We start from the raw sequence: 15,471 nt of genomic DNA on the forward strand, positions 1-15,471 counted from the left end.
CAGGCGTCACAGGAAAGGACGCCCATGCCGTACGATTCGTTGCGGGTCTTCCGCAAACTCGCTCGCAACAACCGCCTGGCCAATTTCAGGCTGCATCACGCGTGTTTCCAGCTTCCGCAGGATGATTTCGTCGCGCACCGTGTCAGTTTCTTCCCGACGCTCAGGGCAACGCTCAATCATATCTACATTGTCGACCGGTTTTATATCGACGCCCTCAAGGGCGGCACGCTTGGCTATGCCGCTTTTGTCGATGAGGAACCCTTTGCCACCATCGCGGCGCTGCACGAGGCTCAGGTGGCGCTCGATGAGGTGTTGATCGCCTTTGTCGATGGCCTCGATGAAGACGGTCTTGCTGCGATTGTTGATATCCATCGTGGCACGCGTATTCAGCAGGATCGGTGCGACGATGTCCTGTCACATCTCTTCCAGCATCAGACTCACCACCGCGGGCAAGCGCATGCGATGTTGTCGGGAACAACCATCAAGCCGCCGCAACTGGATGAATTCATTGTGGGAGATGATGCAAAAGCGAGAAAAGACGACATGGATGCGTTAGGGTGGACGGAAACCGATTTGATGTTTCCAGTCCGCAGGCCAGTACCATGACGCACGATACCAAGCAGGACACTCGCATCCGCATGAAATTCAAGCCGAAGCGCATCTTCCAGATGCGTGTTGCGGGATTGGCGTTTCGCGACGGCCATGTGCTCGTGCACCGGGCAACGCATGAAAAATTCTGGACGTTTCCGGGTGGCCGCGCCGAAATGGGCGAGCGTTCCGACGAAACGCTGGCGCGTGAAATGGTCGAGGAACTTGGTGCCGAGGCCAAGATCGGGCGGCTCCTCTGGGCAGTGGAGAATTTTTTCCACTACGAGGGCAAGGACTGGCACGAACTCGGGTTTTATTACCTGATGGATTTGCCGGACACACTCGCATTCCATCCCTCTGACATCATTCACCGCGTTCAGGACGGCGATAACGAACTCGAGTTCCGCTGGGTCGCGGCAACCCGGCAGGCATTGACGGCGCTCGATATTCCGCCCTATTTCATCGCCGACGAAATAGAGAACCTGCCGAAGGCCACACGACACCTCGTCTGGCATGACGGCGATCTGGACGATAAATGACCTCTGCGCCTGAACGCCACATGATCCGGCTGGAGCGGAAACCGCAGCTTTTCAGCATGCGGGTTGCGGCGCTTATTTTCCAGAATGATCATGTTCTCGTTCAGCGCGGTGTTGGCGACAGCTATTGGGCCCTGCCGGGTGGTCGGGCGGAAATCGGCGAAAGCTCTGAGGAAACCATTATCCGCGAAATCGGTGAGGAACTTGACCGGGATTGTTCGGTCGAACGCCTTCTCTGGTCGGCCGAGAATTTTTTCACCTTTGGCGAGTACGCAGCCCACGAGCTGGGATTTTATTATCTGATCTCACTTCACCAGCCTTTGCCGTTCCATGAAAGCGATATCGTGCATCGGGTGCTCGATGGAGTCGAAGTGGAATTCCGCTGGCTGGCCGCCCAGCGTGCTGCCCTGCTGCAAAATGATCTCCGACCCCGGTTTATCGCGGAACGTATCGAGGCGCTGCCTCCGTTGCACGCGCATCTTATCGTTCGGGAAGGTCGGGCCCGTGTAGCCGAAATTCTCAAGGAGACACTATGAGCGAGCTTGTGGTTTCGCTTTCAGGCGAACTCATCGAACATGGCCACCGCCTGACCCAGCGGGTCTATTATGAGGATACGGATTTCTCCGGCCTAGTTTACCACGCCCGTTATCTGCATTTTCTCGAGCGCGGCCGCACCGATTACCTGCGGTGCCTGGGCTGCGAACAAAGCGCGCTTCTGACCGCCGATGAGGAGGGTCTGGTCTTCGTTGTTCACCGCATGGAGATCGATTTCAAGAGCCCGGCGCGGATGGATGACGTCTTGACCATCACCACCATCACCGAAAAGGCGGGCGGCGCGAAAATGGTGCTCAATCAGGAAATCCGACGCGGCGAAACGCTGCTTGTCGCCGCCAAGGTCATCATCGCCGTCATCAATGCCAATGGTCGGCCGAGGCGCCTTCCGGAGACGGTAGCGGAAAAATTCCTGAAGTAATCGGCGGCCCGGTCCAGTAAACTCGTCCTGCGTCGCCGGGCTGTAACATTCCTTTAACCATAATGGTGTCTTACTTTAGCAACTGGTATTTGTGCGGCGCACGCCTTCCTTTCACCAAATTTATTGGCAAGTAAGGCTTACTGGCAAGTATCGGGGTATGGCTAAGGGGTTGGCGGCTGCGGCCGCATAGCTTCGAGCGTTAACACGCGTTTGAATCGCCCGGTCCCGTACCGGGCGTTTGGATTCGGGGATTGGATATTTATGGAACAGGCAGGTTTGGCAGCGGCGACGCACGATGTAAGTCTCTGGGCGCTGTTTATGCAGGCGGGCCTCATCGTGAAGCTCGTGATGATCGGACTTATCGCCGCCTCGGTCTGGACGTGGGCGATCGTCTTCGACAAGTATGTGAGCTTCGGCAAGGCAAAACGCCAGTTCGACCAGTTCGAACAGGTGTTCTGGTCGGGCCAGTCGCTTGAAGAGCTTTACCGCACGCTGGCGGAACGCCAGAACGGCGGTCTTGCGGCGATTTTCGTTTCCGCCATGCGCGAATGGAAAAAGTCCTTCGAGCGCGGCGCACGCTCGCCCATCGGTCTGCAGATGCGTATCGACCGGGCGATGGACGTGACGATTGCGCGTGAAGGCGAACAATACGAGGCGCGCCTCGGTTCGCTCGCCACCATTGGTTCGGCCGGTCCCTTCATCGGTCTCTTCGGTACGGTCGTTGGTATCATGACCTCGTTCCAGGCGATTGCCGGTTCGAAGTCCACCAACCTTGCGGTCGTGGCGCCGGGTATCGCCGAAGCGCTTCTGGCGACAGCTATCGGTCTTGTCGCGGCTATTCCCGCGGTTATCGCCTACAACAAGTTCACGGCCGACGCGCATAAGCTTTCCGCCCGCATGGAAGGTTTTGCCGACGAGTTCTCCGCGATCCTGTCACGCCAGATCGATGAAAAACTTCAGACACGGCAGGCCGCCCAATAAGCGGCCGCATGCTGTGCAGTAATTTGCCGCAAGGCAAAATGGAGTAGATGATATGGGTATGTCAGCAGGTGGCGGCGGCGGTTCCGGTGGACGCAGGGGGCGCGGCGGACGACGCAGGGGCGGTGCGATCAGCGAGATCAACGTGACGCCGTTGGTCGACGTCATGCTCGTGCTGCTCATCATCTTCATGGTGGCGGCGCCGATGATGACTGTCGGCGTGCCGATCGACCTGCCGCAGACATCCGCCAATGCGCTGAACTCGGACACGCAGCCGATCACGATTTCCGTCAATGCCAATGGCCAGATCCATTTGCAGGAAACCGAAATCCAGGCGGCCGAAGTGGCCGACAAGCTGCAGGCGATTGCCACGACAGGTTATAACGAACGCATCTTCGTGCGCGCGGATTCCGTTGCTGCATATGGCGTCGTTGCCGATGTGATGGCGCGTATCCAGGCGGCTGGTTTCAAGAATATCGGCCTCGTGACCCAGCAGAAACAGGACAATTGACGTAAAGCGATGAAGGGCAGCCTTACCACATCCGCGATCGTGCACGCGTCGCTTCTGGCTTTCGCCCTTGTTTCCCTGGGCTCGCCGGAGCCGCTTGACGTGTCGCAGGCAGAGGCCCTGCCGGTGGAACTGGTGCCTATCGAGGAGCTGAGCCAGATCCAGCAGGGCGACAAGAACGCGCCGAAAGCGGAAAAGTCAGCCCCGGTGCCGACTACGCGGCCGGATATTGTCGAGAACGCCCAGAATGTCGGCAACAACACGGCCGATATCGAAGCGCCGCCGACCCCGACCACCAAGCCCAACGACAATCTCAGCGCCGCCGCTCCGCCAAAGCAGGAAAAGCCGCAACCCGTCGTCGATACCAAGGCGAACGAGGTAAAGGAAATCGTCAAGGAAGAAACCTCGGCTCCGAAGCCGCAGGAAATGGCTGCCTTGCCGCAAACCAAGCCCGAGATCGCGCCGCAGCCGAAGCCGGAACCGCCGCCGCAGGAAACCAAGGCCGAAGAGCCGCCGCCCGCGCAGCAGGAACCGGCCGAAATCCCCGTGCCGCAGAACGTTCCTCGCCCGAATTCCCGCCCCGAGCCGCCGAAGCCGGAAGAGCCGAAGCAGGCTGAGACCAAGCCCGCAGAGCAGAAGCCCGCTGAAAAACCGGCCGAGACCAAGCCCGATCAGGCGAAGTCAACTGACAAGCCTTCCGACAAGAAACCCGGCGAGAAGAAGCAGGAGACTGCGAAATCGGCCTCTTCGAAGGAAAGCGATTTTAACGCTGACGATATCGCCGCGCTTTTGAACAAGCAGGCGCCTTCGGGCGGCGGCGCAAAGCGTTCCACCCAACAGGCCTCGCTTGGCGGCAAGAAGACGACGGGCGGTTCGACGCTCAGCCAGACGGAAATGGATGCGCTGCGCGGCGCGATCCAGAAGAACTGGCAGATCATTCCCGGCATGGCAGATGCCTCGGACGTTCGCGTCCGGGTCACCATGAAGCTCGACCGTGATGGGTCGATCATCGGTCGGCCCGAGATCGAGGCGACCGGCGGTTCCGAAGGGACGCGCCGTGCTCTTTCCGGCGGAGCGTATCGCGCCATCATGCGTTCTGCTCCTTTCACGAACCTTCCTGCCGATAAATATGACGCATGGAACGAAGTTGTCGTGAACTTCGATCCCAGTGAATTGCTATGAATGCTGAAAGGCCTGGCAACATGAAGATATTTTCGCCGATCCGGCTGGTGCTCGCTGTCGCGGCCCTCATGTCGGTTTTCTCCGCACCGGCTTTTGCGCGGGTGGAAATCAACATCAACAAGGGCAATGTCGAGCCGCTGCCCATCGCCATCACCGACTTCATGTCGAGCGACGGCATCGGCGCACAGGTTTCCGCGGTGATTGCCGCCGACCTGCAGCGCTCCGGCCTATTCGCGCCGGTCAACAAGAACGCTTTCATCGAAAAGATCAGCAATCCGGATCAGCAGCCGCGTTTCGAGGACTGGAAGGTCATCAACGCCCAGGCGCTCGTGACCGGCCGTGTCACGCGTGAAAGCGATGGCCGCCTTCGCGCCGAGTTCCGTCTGTGGGATACGTTCGCGGGCCAGCAGATGACCGGCCAGCAGTTCTTCACCCAGCCGGAAAATTGGCGGCGCGTCGCCCACATCATCGCCGACGCCATCTATGAGCGCATCACCGGTGAAAAGGGCTACTTCGATACCCGCGTCGTTTTCGTCTCCGAAAGCGGCCCGAAGACGGCCCGCAAGCGCCAGCTGTCGATCATGGATCAGGACGGTTTCAACGTCCGCAACCTCACCAATTCGAACGATATCGTTCTGACGCCGCGTTTTTCGCCGAACCGTCAGGAAGTGACCTACATGTCCTTCGAAGGCCAGCAGCCGCGCGTTTACCTGCTGCAGTTGGAAACCGGACAGCGTGAAGTTGTCGGCAATTTCCCCGGCATGACCTTCTCGCCGCGCTTTTCGCCGGATGGCCAGAAAGTTATCATGAGCCTGCAGCAGGATGGCAATGCCAATATCTACACCATGGACCTGCGTTCGCGCACCACAACGCGGCTGACGAATACAGCCGCTATCGATACCGCGCCGTCCTATTCGCCGGATGGTCAGCGTGTTGCCTTCGAAAGCGACCGTGGCGGCCGCCAGCAGATCTACATCATGAATGCCGATGGTTCCGGGCAACAGCGCGTTTCCTTTGGCGACGGTTCCTATTCCACGCCGGTATGGTCTCCGCGCGGCGATCTGATCGCCTTCACCAAGCAGTCGGGCGGCAAGTTTTCGATCGGCGTGATGAAGCCCGACGGTTCGGGCGAGCGCATCCTGACCAGCGGCTTCCATAATGAAGGTCCGACCTGGGCGCCCAACGGTCGCGTGCTGATGTTCTTCCGTCAGAACGCCGGCGCGGGCGGTCCGCAGCTCTATTCGATCGACCTGACGGGCTATAACGAACAGCTCATCAAGACGCCGACTTTCGCTTCGGATCCGGCATGGTCGCCGCTTCTGGACTGATATGACTGCCATGACGGCGTCGGTATGAACCGGCGCCGTCATGTTTTACTTGATACGATGGGGAAGTGCGCCTCTTTCTTGCCGCAAAGTGTTGTGAGGGAGCAAAAGGTGGGACATTTCCTTTCTGTTAACCATAAGCGTTTGCCGGCTATTAACCGCGATCAGTTAGTGTCCGGCAACGTTATTGAAATCCTAAGGAGAGACCGGCGATGAGCCGTACACACATTTCGGCACTCAGCCCCATGCAGAAACTGGCCCGTAACCCGGCTGTCATCGCCATGACGCTCGCGCTTGCTCTCGCAGGCTGCGCGAACAAGAAGAACATGCCGAACAGCGCCGGTGAACTCGGCCTCGGTGGCGCGGGCTCCGCAACGCCGGGCTCCCAGCAGGACTTCACGGTCAATGTCGGCGACCGTATCTTCTTCGACACCGACTCCACTTCGATCCGCGCCGACGCCCAGCAGACCCTGCAGCGTCAGGCCCAGTGGCTGGCCCGTTATCCGAACTACGCCATCACCGTTGAAGGCCATGCCGACGAACGCGGCACGCGTGAATACAACCTGGCGCTGGGCGCTCGTCGTGCGGCTGCAACCCGTGACTTCCTGGCTTCCCAGGGTGTTCCGGCAAGCCGCATGAAGACGATCTCCTACGGTAAGGAAAAGCCGGTCGCGGTTTGCGACGACATTTCCTGCTGGTCCCAGAACCGCCGTGCTGTGACGGTTCTCGGTGGCGCGGGCATGTAATGGCCTGACGTTATTGTGAACGAGAATGAAAGGCGGTCTTCGGGCCGCCTTTTGTTTTTTTCATAGTTTGGCCGAAGTTAAGTTGCTTTTTCGGTTGATATGGAAAAAATCCGGCTTGCGCCATTCCGGTGCAAATCAGTTAAGGCAGGACGAATGAGATGAAGAAACTTGTCGTGGCGGGAATGCTGGGGCTTGCAGCCTGCACCGGCTTGAGCGGCATCGCCGTTTCGGGTCCGCTGTTCGGTGCGGGGGGTAGCTTCGGCACGATCAACTCTCAGCAGCCCCCGGTCGTCCGGGTTCAAGCCAATGAAGCCTATCGGGTTCAGCAGCTTGAAGAACAGATCCGGCAGCTCAACGGCCGTATCGAGGAAATGAGCTTCCAGCTTCTGCAGATGCAGGAGACGATCCGCAAAGCACAGGAAGACAATGAGTTCCGCTTCCAGGAACTGGAAAGCGGCAAGGGTGCAAGCCCGACCGCTGCGCCGAAAAAGAAGGCTGAAGCCAGTCCGGTCAATCCGGCCACGCCACCGACCGACGACGTTGCAACGATCATCGAAACGCCACCCGAGGGTGGCGCTTCCGTTTCTCCGTCTGCTCCCTCCAGTGCTCCGACAGGCGCGCCGGGTGAGACGACGCTCGGCTCGATTGAACTCGATTCCAAGGGAATGCCGGTTGGCGGCACGTTGAATCAGGGTGCAAACAATTCCTCCGCCAGCCTTCCAGGCGTCAACACGGGCAATAGCCAGCGCAAGACCGATCCGGTGAATACGGCCGCGCTTACCAGTGAAGGCGATATCTATCAGGCCGCTTACGGCCATGTTCTTTCGGGTGACTACAAGCTGGCGGAACAGGGGTTCCAGCAATATCTGCAGGGTTATCCCAAGGGCGCGAAGGCCGCGGATGCGAGCTTCTGGTTAGGCGAGGCGCAATATTCTCAGGGCAAATTCAATGAGGCCGCAAAAACCTTCCTGAACGGCCATCAGGCCTACGGCAAATCTCCGAAGGCGCCGGAAATGCTGATGAAGCTCGGCATGTCGCTTGCCGCTCTCGACAATACCGAAACCGCCTGCGCCACGCTGCGCGAGGTGCCGAAGCGTTATCCCAGTGCCTCGAAGACCGTGCTGAACAAGGTTGCCAGCGAACAGAAGCGCCTGAGCTGCTGATTTTTCCCTGTCATGGCGGGTATTTCCATGCCGGTTGACGCCCGCATTCTGAGCGAAAAGACTGTTGCACCGCTCGCGGCGGCGAGGTCTTTTGTCAAAAATCTGCACACGCCCGCCCATATCCTTGTCGCAATCTCTGGAGGCAGTGATTCCTGCGGCCTGTTGCTGGCATTGCATGAGGCAGCGGCGGAGATGGGTCAGGAACGGTTACGCCTTTCCGCCGTCACAGTCGACCACGCGCTGAGAGCGGAATCCGCCGATGAGGCGCGCAAAGTGGCGACGCTCTGCGCCGAACTTGGCATCCCCCATTTCATCCGCCGATGGGGGGGCGACAAACCGGTCTCCGGCCTTTCCGAAGCCTCCCGGCTTGCCCGCTACCGCCTGATTGCCGAGGTCGCCCGCGAGACCGGCGCTGATCTTGTCGTGACTGGACATACAATCGGCGACCAGCGCGAAACCGTGGCGATGCGCGCCGCCCGGAACGGCGGTTCTGACAATCTTGGTCTCTCCGGCATGGCGGATGCGGTCTTATACGATGGCCGCCACTGGGTCATGCGGCCGTTCCTGAGGTGTGAGAGGCAGGCGATCCGCGACTATGTGTCTTCCCGCTCACGCGGCTGGTTTGACGATCCGAGCAATGAGAACACCCGATATGAGAGAGTGCGTGTACGGCAGACGCTTCTCGTCTCTCCCGTCCGGATCGATGCGGAAACCTCTTTCAAAAGGCAGGCGCTTTCCGAAACAACGGCCGCTTTCCTGCGCGGCCACACACAGGTCTTTCATGCTGCGCTCGCCAGATTGCCCGGCAATAGTGTCAATCCCGATCTTCCCGCGTTCCGGCATGGGCTGGCGACGCTGATCGCAACCCTTGGCGGAAGGGCATATTTTCCGGCCGCAAGCAGCTTCGAGCGCGTTTTGCGGTTCCTCGATAAGGCTGAAAACGGGCGGTTGACGGTTGGTCGCGTCCTGCTCGATCGCCGGCGGGACGGGCTTTATATGTTCCGCGAGCAGCGAAGCCTGCCAGAGCTTCATATTGGCGCATACGAACAGATGCTGTGGGACGATCGCTTCTTCGTAAAGAACGGATCGGCTTTTCCAGTGCATGTCAAAGCGCGCAGAGCGAGCAATGCTGCGGAAGCCGCCGCACTTTTTCCGTCATTACCTGTTGGCGTAGCGAAACAGGCAATGGCGGGCCTGCCGCAAATTGCCGTAGCGGCCGACGGGCCGGTTTCGTGGGTGGAGACTGTCACCATCACGCCGAGGCTTGCGCCTTTCGATCTTTTCCTACCGCGTTTCGACCTTGAGTTGGCGAACGCAATCTCCAATTTATTCGGGCGCGCCGCATATCCACAGCCCCCGGTTTAAATCCGGCCTCTTTTTCGTGAATTGCCATGGAATAGTTTTTACACCAAAACGCATCAGAAAATGCGCTTTGCCTTGGCAACGGCATATGTCGTCCTTATGTTAGGGGCACATAATGGCGGGCAGCAGATATGTCCGTGTGAGTTCGGGGAGTTCGATGAACCCAAATTTCAGAAATTTCGCCTTGTGGGCCGTGATCGCCCTGCTGCTGATCGCGTTGTTCAGCATGTTCCAGACGTCGCCAACACAAACGGGTTCGCGGGAGATTCCGTATTCCCAGTTTATTCGTGACGTGGATTCCGGGCGAGTTCGCGACGTGACCGTCACCGGTAACCGGGTTCTTGGAACCTACACCGAAAACGGCACGGCCTTTCAGACCTATTCCCCCGTCATCGACGACAGCCTGATGGAGCGCTTGCAGAGCAAGAACGTGACCATCGTGGCGCGTCCCGAAAGTGATGGTTCCTCCGGTTTCCTGAGCTATCTCGGCACGCTTCTGCCGATGTTCCTCATTCTTGGCGTCTGGCTGTTCTTCATGCGGCAGATGCAGGGCGGTTCGCGTGGTGCGATGGGCTTTGGCAAGTCCAAGGCCAAGCTCCTGACGGAAGCCCATGGCCGCGTGACGTTTGATGACGTTGCAGGTGTGGACGAAGCCAAGCAGGACCTCGAGGAAATCGTGGAATTTTTGCGTGATCCGCAGAAGTTCCAGCGCCTCGGCGGTAAAATTCCGCGCGGCGTGCTGCTCGTCGGACCTCCCGGTACGGGTAAGACGCTTCTCGCGCGTTCCGTCGCCGGCGAAGCCAACGTCCCGTTCTTCACGATTTCGGGTTCGGATTTCGTGGAAATGTTTGTCGGCGTCGGCGCGAGCCGTGTGCGTGACATGTTCGAACAGGCCAAGAAGAACGCGCCCTGCATCATCTTCATCGACGAAATCGACGCCGTCGGCCGCCATCGCGGCGCTGGCCTCGGCGGCGGTAACGACGAGCGCGAACAGACGCTGAACCAGCTGCTGGTCGAGATGGACGGTTTCGAGGCGAATGAGGGCATCATCCTCATCGCGGCCACCAACCGCCCCGACGTTCTCGACCCCGCACTTCTGCGTCCCGGCCGTTTCGACCGTCAGGTCGTCGTGCCGAACCCGGATATTGTCGGCCGCGAGCGCATTCTTAAGGTGCATATCCGCAACGTGCCGCTGGCGCCGAATGTCGACCTCAAGGTTCTGGCCCGCGGTACCCCTGGTTTCTCGGGTGCGGACCTGATGAACCTCGTCAACGAAGCCGCCCTCATGGCTGCCCGCCGCAACAAGCGCGTCGTCACCATGCAGGAATTCGAAGACGCCAAGGATAAGATCATGATGGGTGCGGAGCGCCGCTCTTCCGCCATGACCGAGGCCGAAAAGAAGCTGACTGCCTATCACGAAGCGGGCCATGCCATTACCGCACTCAAGGTTGCCGTGGCCGATCCGTTGCACAAGGCGACGATCATCCCGCGCGGCCGTGCGCTCGGCATGGTCATGCAGCTGCCGGAAGGCGACCGCTATTCCATGAGCTACAAGTGGATGGTGTCGCGTCTCGTCATCATGATGGGTGGCCGCGTTGCTGAAGAATTGACCTTCGGCAAGGAGAACATCACATCGGGCGCATCTTCCGATATCGAGCAGGCCACCAAGCTTGCCCGCGCGATGGTCACGCAATGGGGCTTCTCCGATGCTCTCGGCCAGGTGTCCTATGGTGAAAATCAGCAGGAAGTCTTCCTCGGCCATTCCGTCTCGCAGTCGAAGAACGTCTCCGAGGCGACTGCCCAGACCATCGATACGGAAGTTCGCCGCCTGATCGACGAGGCTTACACGGAAGCACGGCGTATCCTCACGGACAACCACGATGGCTTTGTCGCTATTGCCGAGGGTCTTCTCGAATATGAGACCCTGACGGGTGACGAGATCAAGGCGCTGCTGAGGGGTGAGAAGCCCGCGCGCGATCTGGGTGACGATTCTCCCGGCAGCCGTGGTTCGGCGGTGCCGAAAGCCGGCGCCAAGAAGGACGGTCCCAGCGAAGCGAAGCCCGATGGTGAAACAAAAGGCGACGGCGAGGCCGAAGGCGGCATGGAGCCGCAGCCGCATTGATCGTGCGCGCAAGCTGAGAATTGTAAAAGGCCATCCGGGTTTCCGGGTGGCCTTTTCATTTTGGTAACAAGATATAAGCCATTTTTGCGGTAATTTACGTGCTGTTTGTCGTGGTTTGTGGCATCTAGCCAAAAACGCTTCCGGCTGTTTTCAGCTTTTGCCGGAATGCTGGAAAAGATTTGGAGTTTAAATGGCACGCCGTTATTTCGGAACCGATGGTATCCGCGGACAATCGAACGTATTCCCCATGACGCCTGATCTGGCGATGCGTGTGGGCATTGCGGTCGGGACGATATTCCGTCGTGGCCATCACCGCCATCGCGTCGTCATCGGCAAGGATACGCGCCTTTCCGGCTACATGCTGGAGAACGCGCTGGTCGCCGGTTTCACCGCCGCCGGTCTCGATGTCTTCCTGCTCGGGCCCATTCCCACACCGGCCGTCGCCATGTTGACCCGCTCGCTGCGCGCCGATATCGGCGTGATGATCTCGGCCTCGCACAATCCGTTCTCCGACAACGGCATCAAGCTTTTCGGACCGGATGGCTACAAGCTCTCCGATGAGCTGGAACTGGAGATAGAGGATCTTCTCGACAAGGATATCTATGCGCAGCTTGCCAAGCCGAGCGAGATCGGCCGTGCCAAGCGTGTGGACGGCGACATTTATCGTTATATCGAATTCGTCAAGCGCACCTTGCCACGCGACGTGACGCTGAGCGGTCTGCGGATCGCCATCGACTGCGCCAATGGCGCGGCCTACAAGGTGGCGCCCGCTGCGCTCTGGGAACTCGGCGCGGAAGTCGTCACTATCGGCAATGAGCCGAACGGCATCAATATCAATCTCGAATGCGGCTCCACTCATCCTGAAGCCCTGCAGAAAAAGGTGCACGAGGTGCGGGCCGATATCGGCATCGCGCTCGATGGCGATGCGGACCGCGTCATCATCGTCGACGAGCGCGGCGAGATCGTCGACGGTGATCAGCTCATGGCTGTCATCGCCGATAGCTGGGCTGCCGACAACATGCTGCGCGGCGGCGGCATTGTCGCGACCGTCATGTCTAACCTCGGGCTGGAACGCTTTCTGGGCGACAAGGGCCTTACCCTTGCCCGGACCAAGGTGGGCGACCGGTATGTCGTCGAGCACATGCGCAACCACAACTTCAACGTCGGCGGCGAGCAGTCCGGCCATATCGTCCTGTCGGACTATGGCACGACGGGCGATGGCCTTGTCGCGGCCTTGCAGGTTCTCGCCAAGGTCAAGCGCTCGGGCCGCACGGTCAGCGAAGTCTGTCGCAAGTTCGAGCCTGTGCCGCAGCTTTTGAAGAATGTGCGGATTTCCGGCGGCAAACCGCTCGAAAACCCTGTTGTGCAGCAGGCAATTGCGGATGCGGAAAGCGCATTGGCCAATAATGGCCGTCTCGTCATTCGCCCTTCGGGTACGGAACCGCTGATCCGCGTCATGGCGGAAGGCGACGACAGTGCGAAGGTGGAACAGATCGTCAACGATCTCGTCGGCGTTATCGCCAACGCCCGCTCGGCGGCGTAAACGTCCGCTATGGTAACGTGTAAAAAAGCCGGCTCTGCAGCCGGCTTTTTATTGGGTATTTGTTGATAAATGGAGTGGACGGTCGTGGTTGTCATCGAAGCGATGGACTGTCTGAATAGATTCGAAGTTCGTTGCCGCCTTCGGCCTGCCGCCATAGATACCGGGACGGCGCTTGGAGCCAATCTGCGCCTTGACCTCGGCGAGCCGGATCAGACGGCAACGCGGTTCGGGCAGCACATCTCTCCTGATTTCCTCGGCCTGGTCGTTGTCCTTGGCGTTTGACGCAGCAAACTGATCGGGTCATGTGCACGTATCCTGCCCAGGGCCTTCGAAGGTGACCAATGGCAGGATTTGACGAACCGAAGCTAAAAGCATGTCGCATCCCGCCATGCTATGTTCAGGTTCAACATGTTCTGCCTCGTTATGACTGAGACCGTCGCGGCACGGAACAAAAATCATGGCTGATGGGGCGACCCTATTCATAAAAAGTGCATCGTGAAATGCGCCCGACAACATGCGTTCGGTCGGAAAACCACGCTCCCGCGCAGCGCGGTCCAATGCCGAGACGATGCTATCCTGGAAATTCGCGGGTGACATGTCGAATATCTGTTCAATCTTCGCGTCGCACTTTTGGCCCGTCGCAGCTTCGTGCACGATCGCGCGGATTTTGCTCTCCATCTTGGCGAGCGTTTCTGATGATGGATGCCTGATATCGACGGTAAAAGTCACGGATTGTGGAATGGCATTGACGGCGCCAGGTTGCAACGCCATTCGGCCGACGGTGAACCGGGCCGCAGGATCCTGCGGCATCATGGCGGGGAAAAGCGATCCCAGTGCATTGACCGCCGCATGAAAGGGATCGCGTCTGTATGCCAAGGCTGTTGTGCCTGCATGGGCGGTCTGGCCGGTGATTGACACCTTCAGCCAGCGTGTGCCCTGTATGCCCGTCACGATCCCGATGGGAATGCCCTGTTTTTCAAGGGATGGACCCTGCTCTATATGCACCTCGACAAAAGCAAAGACCGGAAAACCAAGATCGCGCATGGTCGCTTCCGGCAGGCTTTTAAGGGTGGCGTCAAGCTCACCTGCAAAACCGGCGCCGTCATCCGTTGCCACAAGATGAAGCCAGTTGTCGGGGATATTACCGGAAGCAAAAGCCATGGAACCCATGCAGCCGGGAGCGAAGCGGCAGCCTTCCTCATTCGTGAAGGCGACCACCTCAATGGGGCGCTCCGTATCGATTCCGAAATCTTCGAGCGTTTCGAGAACCTCGAATGCCGAAAGCGTTCCCAGCGCTCCATCAAACCGGCCGCCTGACGGCTGGCTATCCAGATGGCTGCCGATCAGAAGCGGTGCAAGGCTCTCGTCGCGGCCACTCCTGCGAATGAAAAGATTGGCAAGGGGATCCTGAAACACGGAAAACCCCCGATCAATGGCGAGTTTCGCCAGCAGTCGTCTCGCCTCTCGATCCAGTCCGGTCAATGCCTGCCGGTTGACGCCGCCCTTTTCAGTCGCGCCGATCGCCGCAAATCGATCAAGATTTGCCAGCAGTCTCTCGCCGTTGATCGAAAGTTTTGCCATTGCTGTCTCCTTTTCAGCCATCGAGGCCGCTCTGAGCCGCTGCAACGAAAGAACGTACCCGGGACAGTTCGACCGGGTTCCACCAGACACCGCCTTCCTTCAGCGATGAGGCTACGATCACGCCGCTGGTGCGTTTGAGGATGTCGATGATATTGCCTTCATTGACGCCCGACCCGACCAGCAGCGGCAAATGTGTTGCCGCACCGATTTCCTCGATTTCTTCCAGGGTCGCGCTGTTGCCGGTGCGCTGGCCCGTGGCGATGACCCCGTCGGCGTCGAAGAAGGCAAGGTCGCGAGTCAGTTCATCAATGCTACGATCCGCCGTTATGGCGTGGGCGCCATGCTTGACATGGCTGTCGGCAAAAACCTTTATGTGCTCTGCCCGCAGCAACGAACGGTAGCGCATCGCCTCGGCTGCACGCCCCTCCATGAAACCCTCATTGGCCACATAGGCATTGGCCCATTGATTGACACGGATGAACTTTGCCCCGCCCGCCATTGCGATGGCGAAGGCAGGAATGGGGGCATTGGCCAGCACGTTGACGCCAACGGGAACGCCGGCGGCGCGAACGATACGGTCTGTCACAACGCTCATGAAAGCCGAGGTTTCCGGCCCGATATCGTCGGGCTTGGAAAACGGCACGTCGCCATGGTTTTCGATCATCAGACCGTGCATGCCACCTTCGACAAGCCGTTCGGCATCGCGCATGCACGCATCGTAGATGGCATCCATGCTCGCGTTGCGATAACGCGGCGCTCCGGGAAAGGCCGGGCAATGGATCATGCCGATCAGCGCCTTGCTTCGACCGAAAATTTCCTTGATAGCATTGGCCGCATTGTCGGATATGGTCTGCATTTCAGTCC

15 protein-coding genes and 1 pseudogene are annotated in these 15,471 nt (G+C 59.1%); 13 read left to right on the forward strand and 3 right to left on the reverse strand.

The genetic code is table 11. The annotated features are described in order from the left end of the window. Nucleotides 1–24: 24 nt before the first annotated feature. The 13 genes from PL599_RS20285 (at nucleotide 25) to glmM (ending at nucleotide 13,026) form a co-directional block, all read left to right on the forward strand. On the forward strand, nucleotides 25–606 hold the full coding sequence (locus PL599_RS20285; RefSeq protein ID WP_269823805.1) for a DinB family protein: 582 nt from the start codon (nucleotides 25–27) through the stop codon (nucleotides 604–606). After that, nucleotides 603–1,127, forward strand: a complete 525-nt coding sequence (locus PL599_RS20290; RefSeq protein ID WP_269823804.1) for an NUDIX hydrolase — start codon at nucleotides 603–605, stop codon at nucleotides 1,125–1,127. Before PL599_RS20285 ends, PL599_RS20290 begins: the two co-directional genes overlap by 4 nt. Continuing rightward, nucleotides 1,124–1,660 (forward strand): NUDIX hydrolase, encoded by a 537-nt coding sequence (locus tag PL599_RS20295; RefSeq protein WP_269823803.1) that lies wholly within the window; start codon nucleotides 1,124–1,126, stop codon nucleotides 1,658–1,660. Before PL599_RS20290 ends, PL599_RS20295 begins: the two co-directional genes overlap by 4 nt. Further along, nucleotides 1,657–2,097, forward strand: a complete 441-nt coding sequence (ybgC, locus tag PL599_RS20300) for a tol-pal system-associated acyl-CoA thioesterase (RefSeq protein WP_065656478.1) — start codon at nucleotides 1,657–1,659, stop codon at nucleotides 2,095–2,097. The genes PL599_RS20295 and ybgC overlap by 4 nt, the downstream gene beginning before the upstream one ends. A 261-nt stretch (nucleotides 2,098–2,358) precedes the next feature. Beyond that, on the forward strand, nucleotides 2,359–3,078 hold the full coding sequence (gene tolQ, locus PL599_RS20305) for a protein TolQ (RefSeq protein ID WP_003497570.1): 720 nt from the start codon (nucleotides 2,359–2,361) through the stop codon (nucleotides 3,076–3,078). A 52-nt stretch (nucleotides 3,079–3,130) separates the two neighbouring features. Then, nucleotides 3,131–3,586 carry a protein TolR gene (gene tolR, locus PL599_RS20310; protein WP_077985277.1) on the forward strand — a complete coding sequence of 152 codons (456 nt, stop codon included), beginning with the start codon at nucleotides 3,131–3,133 and terminating at the stop codon, nucleotides 3,584–3,586. 9 nt (nucleotides 3,587–3,595) lie between these two features. Continuing rightward, nucleotides 3,596–4,765 carry a hypothetical protein gene (locus PL599_RS20315; RefSeq protein WP_077985276.1) on the forward strand — a complete coding sequence of 390 codons (1,170 nt, stop codon included), beginning with the start codon at nucleotides 3,596–3,598 and terminating at the stop codon, nucleotides 4,763–4,765. A 20-nt stretch (nucleotides 4,766–4,785) separates the two neighbouring features. Beyond that, nucleotides 4,786–6,093 carry a Tol-Pal system beta propeller repeat protein TolB gene (gene tolB / locus PL599_RS20320; RefSeq protein ID WP_077985354.1) on the forward strand — a complete coding sequence of 436 codons (1,308 nt, stop codon included), beginning with the start codon at nucleotides 4,786–4,788 and terminating at the stop codon, nucleotides 6,091–6,093. A gap of 209 nt (nucleotides 6,094–6,302) precedes the next feature. Beyond that, entirely contained in the window at nucleotides 6,303–6,836 is a 534-nt protein-coding gene (pal, locus tag PL599_RS20325; protein WP_077985275.1) for a peptidoglycan-associated lipoprotein Pal, read from the forward strand. Between the two features lie 158 nt (nucleotides 6,837–6,994). Continuing rightward, the gene (gene ybgF, locus PL599_RS20330; RefSeq protein WP_162520608.1) at nucleotides 6,995–7,999 is read left to right on the forward strand and encodes a tol-pal system protein YbgF; all 1,005 of its coding nucleotides are present in this window, start codon (nucleotides 6,995–6,997) and stop codon (nucleotides 7,997–7,999) included. Between the two features lie 27 nt (nucleotides 8,000–8,026). Beyond that, nucleotides 8,027–9,364, forward strand: coding sequence for a tRNA lysidine(34) synthetase TilS (gene tilS, locus PL599_RS20335; RefSeq protein ID WP_271359831.1), 1,338 nt, complete (start codon nucleotides 8,027–8,029; stop codon nucleotides 9,362–9,364). 154 nt (nucleotides 9,365–9,518) lie between these two features. Further along, entirely contained in the window at nucleotides 9,519–11,483 is a 1,965-nt protein-coding gene (ftsH, locus tag PL599_RS20340) for an ATP-dependent zinc metalloprotease FtsH (RefSeq protein ID WP_077985274.1), read from the forward strand. Between the two features lie 190 nt (nucleotides 11,484–11,673). Beyond that, entirely contained in the window at nucleotides 11,674–13,026 is a 1,353-nt protein-coding gene (gene glmM, locus PL599_RS20345) for a phosphoglucosamine mutase (protein WP_077985273.1), read from the forward strand. Nucleotides 13,027–13,152: 126 nt separating this feature from the next. Here the strand turns inward: glmM and PL599_RS22865 are convergent. From PL599_RS22865 to PL599_RS20360, 3 genes and pseudogenes are all read right to left on the reverse strand, one after another. Continuing rightward, nucleotides 13,153–13,271 (reverse strand): annotated as a pseudogene (locus PL599_RS22865) (IS3 family transposase); the annotation flags it as partial. Between the two features lie 55 nt (nucleotides 13,272–13,326). Then, the gene (locus tag PL599_RS20355) at nucleotides 13,327–14,607 is read right to left on the reverse strand and encodes a Zn-dependent hydrolase (protein WP_269827032.1); all 1,281 of its coding nucleotides are present in this window, start codon (nucleotides 14,605–14,607) and stop codon (nucleotides 13,327–13,329) included. Between the two features lie 13 nt (nucleotides 14,608–14,620). After that, nucleotides 14,621–15,463 carry a BtpA/SgcQ family protein gene (locus tag PL599_RS20360; protein WP_271359834.1) on the reverse strand — a complete coding sequence of 281 codons (843 nt, stop codon included), beginning with the start codon at nucleotides 15,461–15,463 and terminating at the stop codon, nucleotides 14,621–14,623. Between the last annotated feature and the right edge of the window lie 8 nt (nucleotides 15,464–15,471).

Source organism: Agrobacterium sp. ST15.16.055 (genome assembly GCF_027956555.1).
GTDB classification, from domain to species: Bacteria; Pseudomonadota; Alphaproteobacteria; order Rhizobiales; family Rhizobiaceae; genus Agrobacterium; species Agrobacterium salinitolerans.

Excerpts from the sequence above, each read along its gene's own strand:
- PL599_RS20285 (WP_269823805.1), top strand. The coding sequence starts at position 25 with ATGCCGTACGATTCGTTGCGGGTCTTCCGCAAACTCGCTCGCAACAAC.
- PL599_RS20290 (WP_269823804.1), top strand. The coding sequence starts at position 603 with ATGACGCACGATACCAAGCAGGACACTCGCATCCGCATGAAATTCAAG.
- PL599_RS20295 (WP_269823803.1), top strand. The coding sequence starts at position 1,124 with ATGACCTCTGCGCCTGAACGCCACATGATCCGGCTGGAGCGGAAACCG.
- ybgC (WP_065656478.1), top strand. The coding sequence starts at position 1,657 with ATGAGCGAGCTTGTGGTTTCGCTTTCAGGCGAACTCATCGAACATGGC.
- tolQ (WP_003497570.1), top strand. The coding sequence starts at position 2,359 with ATGGAACAGGCAGGTTTGGCAGCGGCGACGCACGATGTAAGTCTCTGG.
- tolR (WP_077985277.1), top strand. The coding sequence starts at position 3,131 with ATGGGTATGTCAGCAGGTGGCGGCGGCGGTTCCGGTGGACGCAGGGGG.
- PL599_RS20315 (WP_077985276.1), top strand. The coding sequence starts at position 3,596 with ATGAAGGGCAGCCTTACCACATCCGCGATCGTGCACGCGTCGCTTCTG.
- tolB (WP_077985354.1), top strand. The coding sequence starts at position 4,786 with ATGAAGATATTTTCGCCGATCCGGCTGGTGCTCGCTGTCGCGGCCCTC.
- pal (WP_077985275.1), top strand. The coding sequence starts at position 6,303 with ATGAGCCGTACACACATTTCGGCACTCAGCCCCATGCAGAAACTGGCC.
- ybgF (WP_162520608.1), top strand. The coding sequence starts at position 6,995 with ATGAAGAAACTTGTCGTGGCGGGAATGCTGGGGCTTGCAGCCTGCACC.
- tilS (WP_271359831.1), top strand. The coding sequence starts at position 8,027 with ATGCCGGTTGACGCCCGCATTCTGAGCGAAAAGACTGTTGCACCGCTC.
- ftsH (WP_077985274.1), top strand. The coding sequence starts at position 9,519 with ATGAACCCAAATTTCAGAAATTTCGCCTTGTGGGCCGTGATCGCCCTG.
- glmM (WP_077985273.1), top strand. The coding sequence starts at position 11,674 with ATGGCACGCCGTTATTTCGGAACCGATGGTATCCGCGGACAATCGAAC.
- PL599_RS20355 (WP_269827032.1), bottom strand. The coding sequence starts at position 14,607 with ATGGCAAAACTTTCGATCAACGGCGAGAGACTGCTGGCAAATCTTGAT.
- PL599_RS20360 (WP_271359834.1), bottom strand. The coding sequence starts at position 15,463 with ATGCAGACCATATCCGACAATGCGGCCAATGCTATCAAGGAAATTTTC.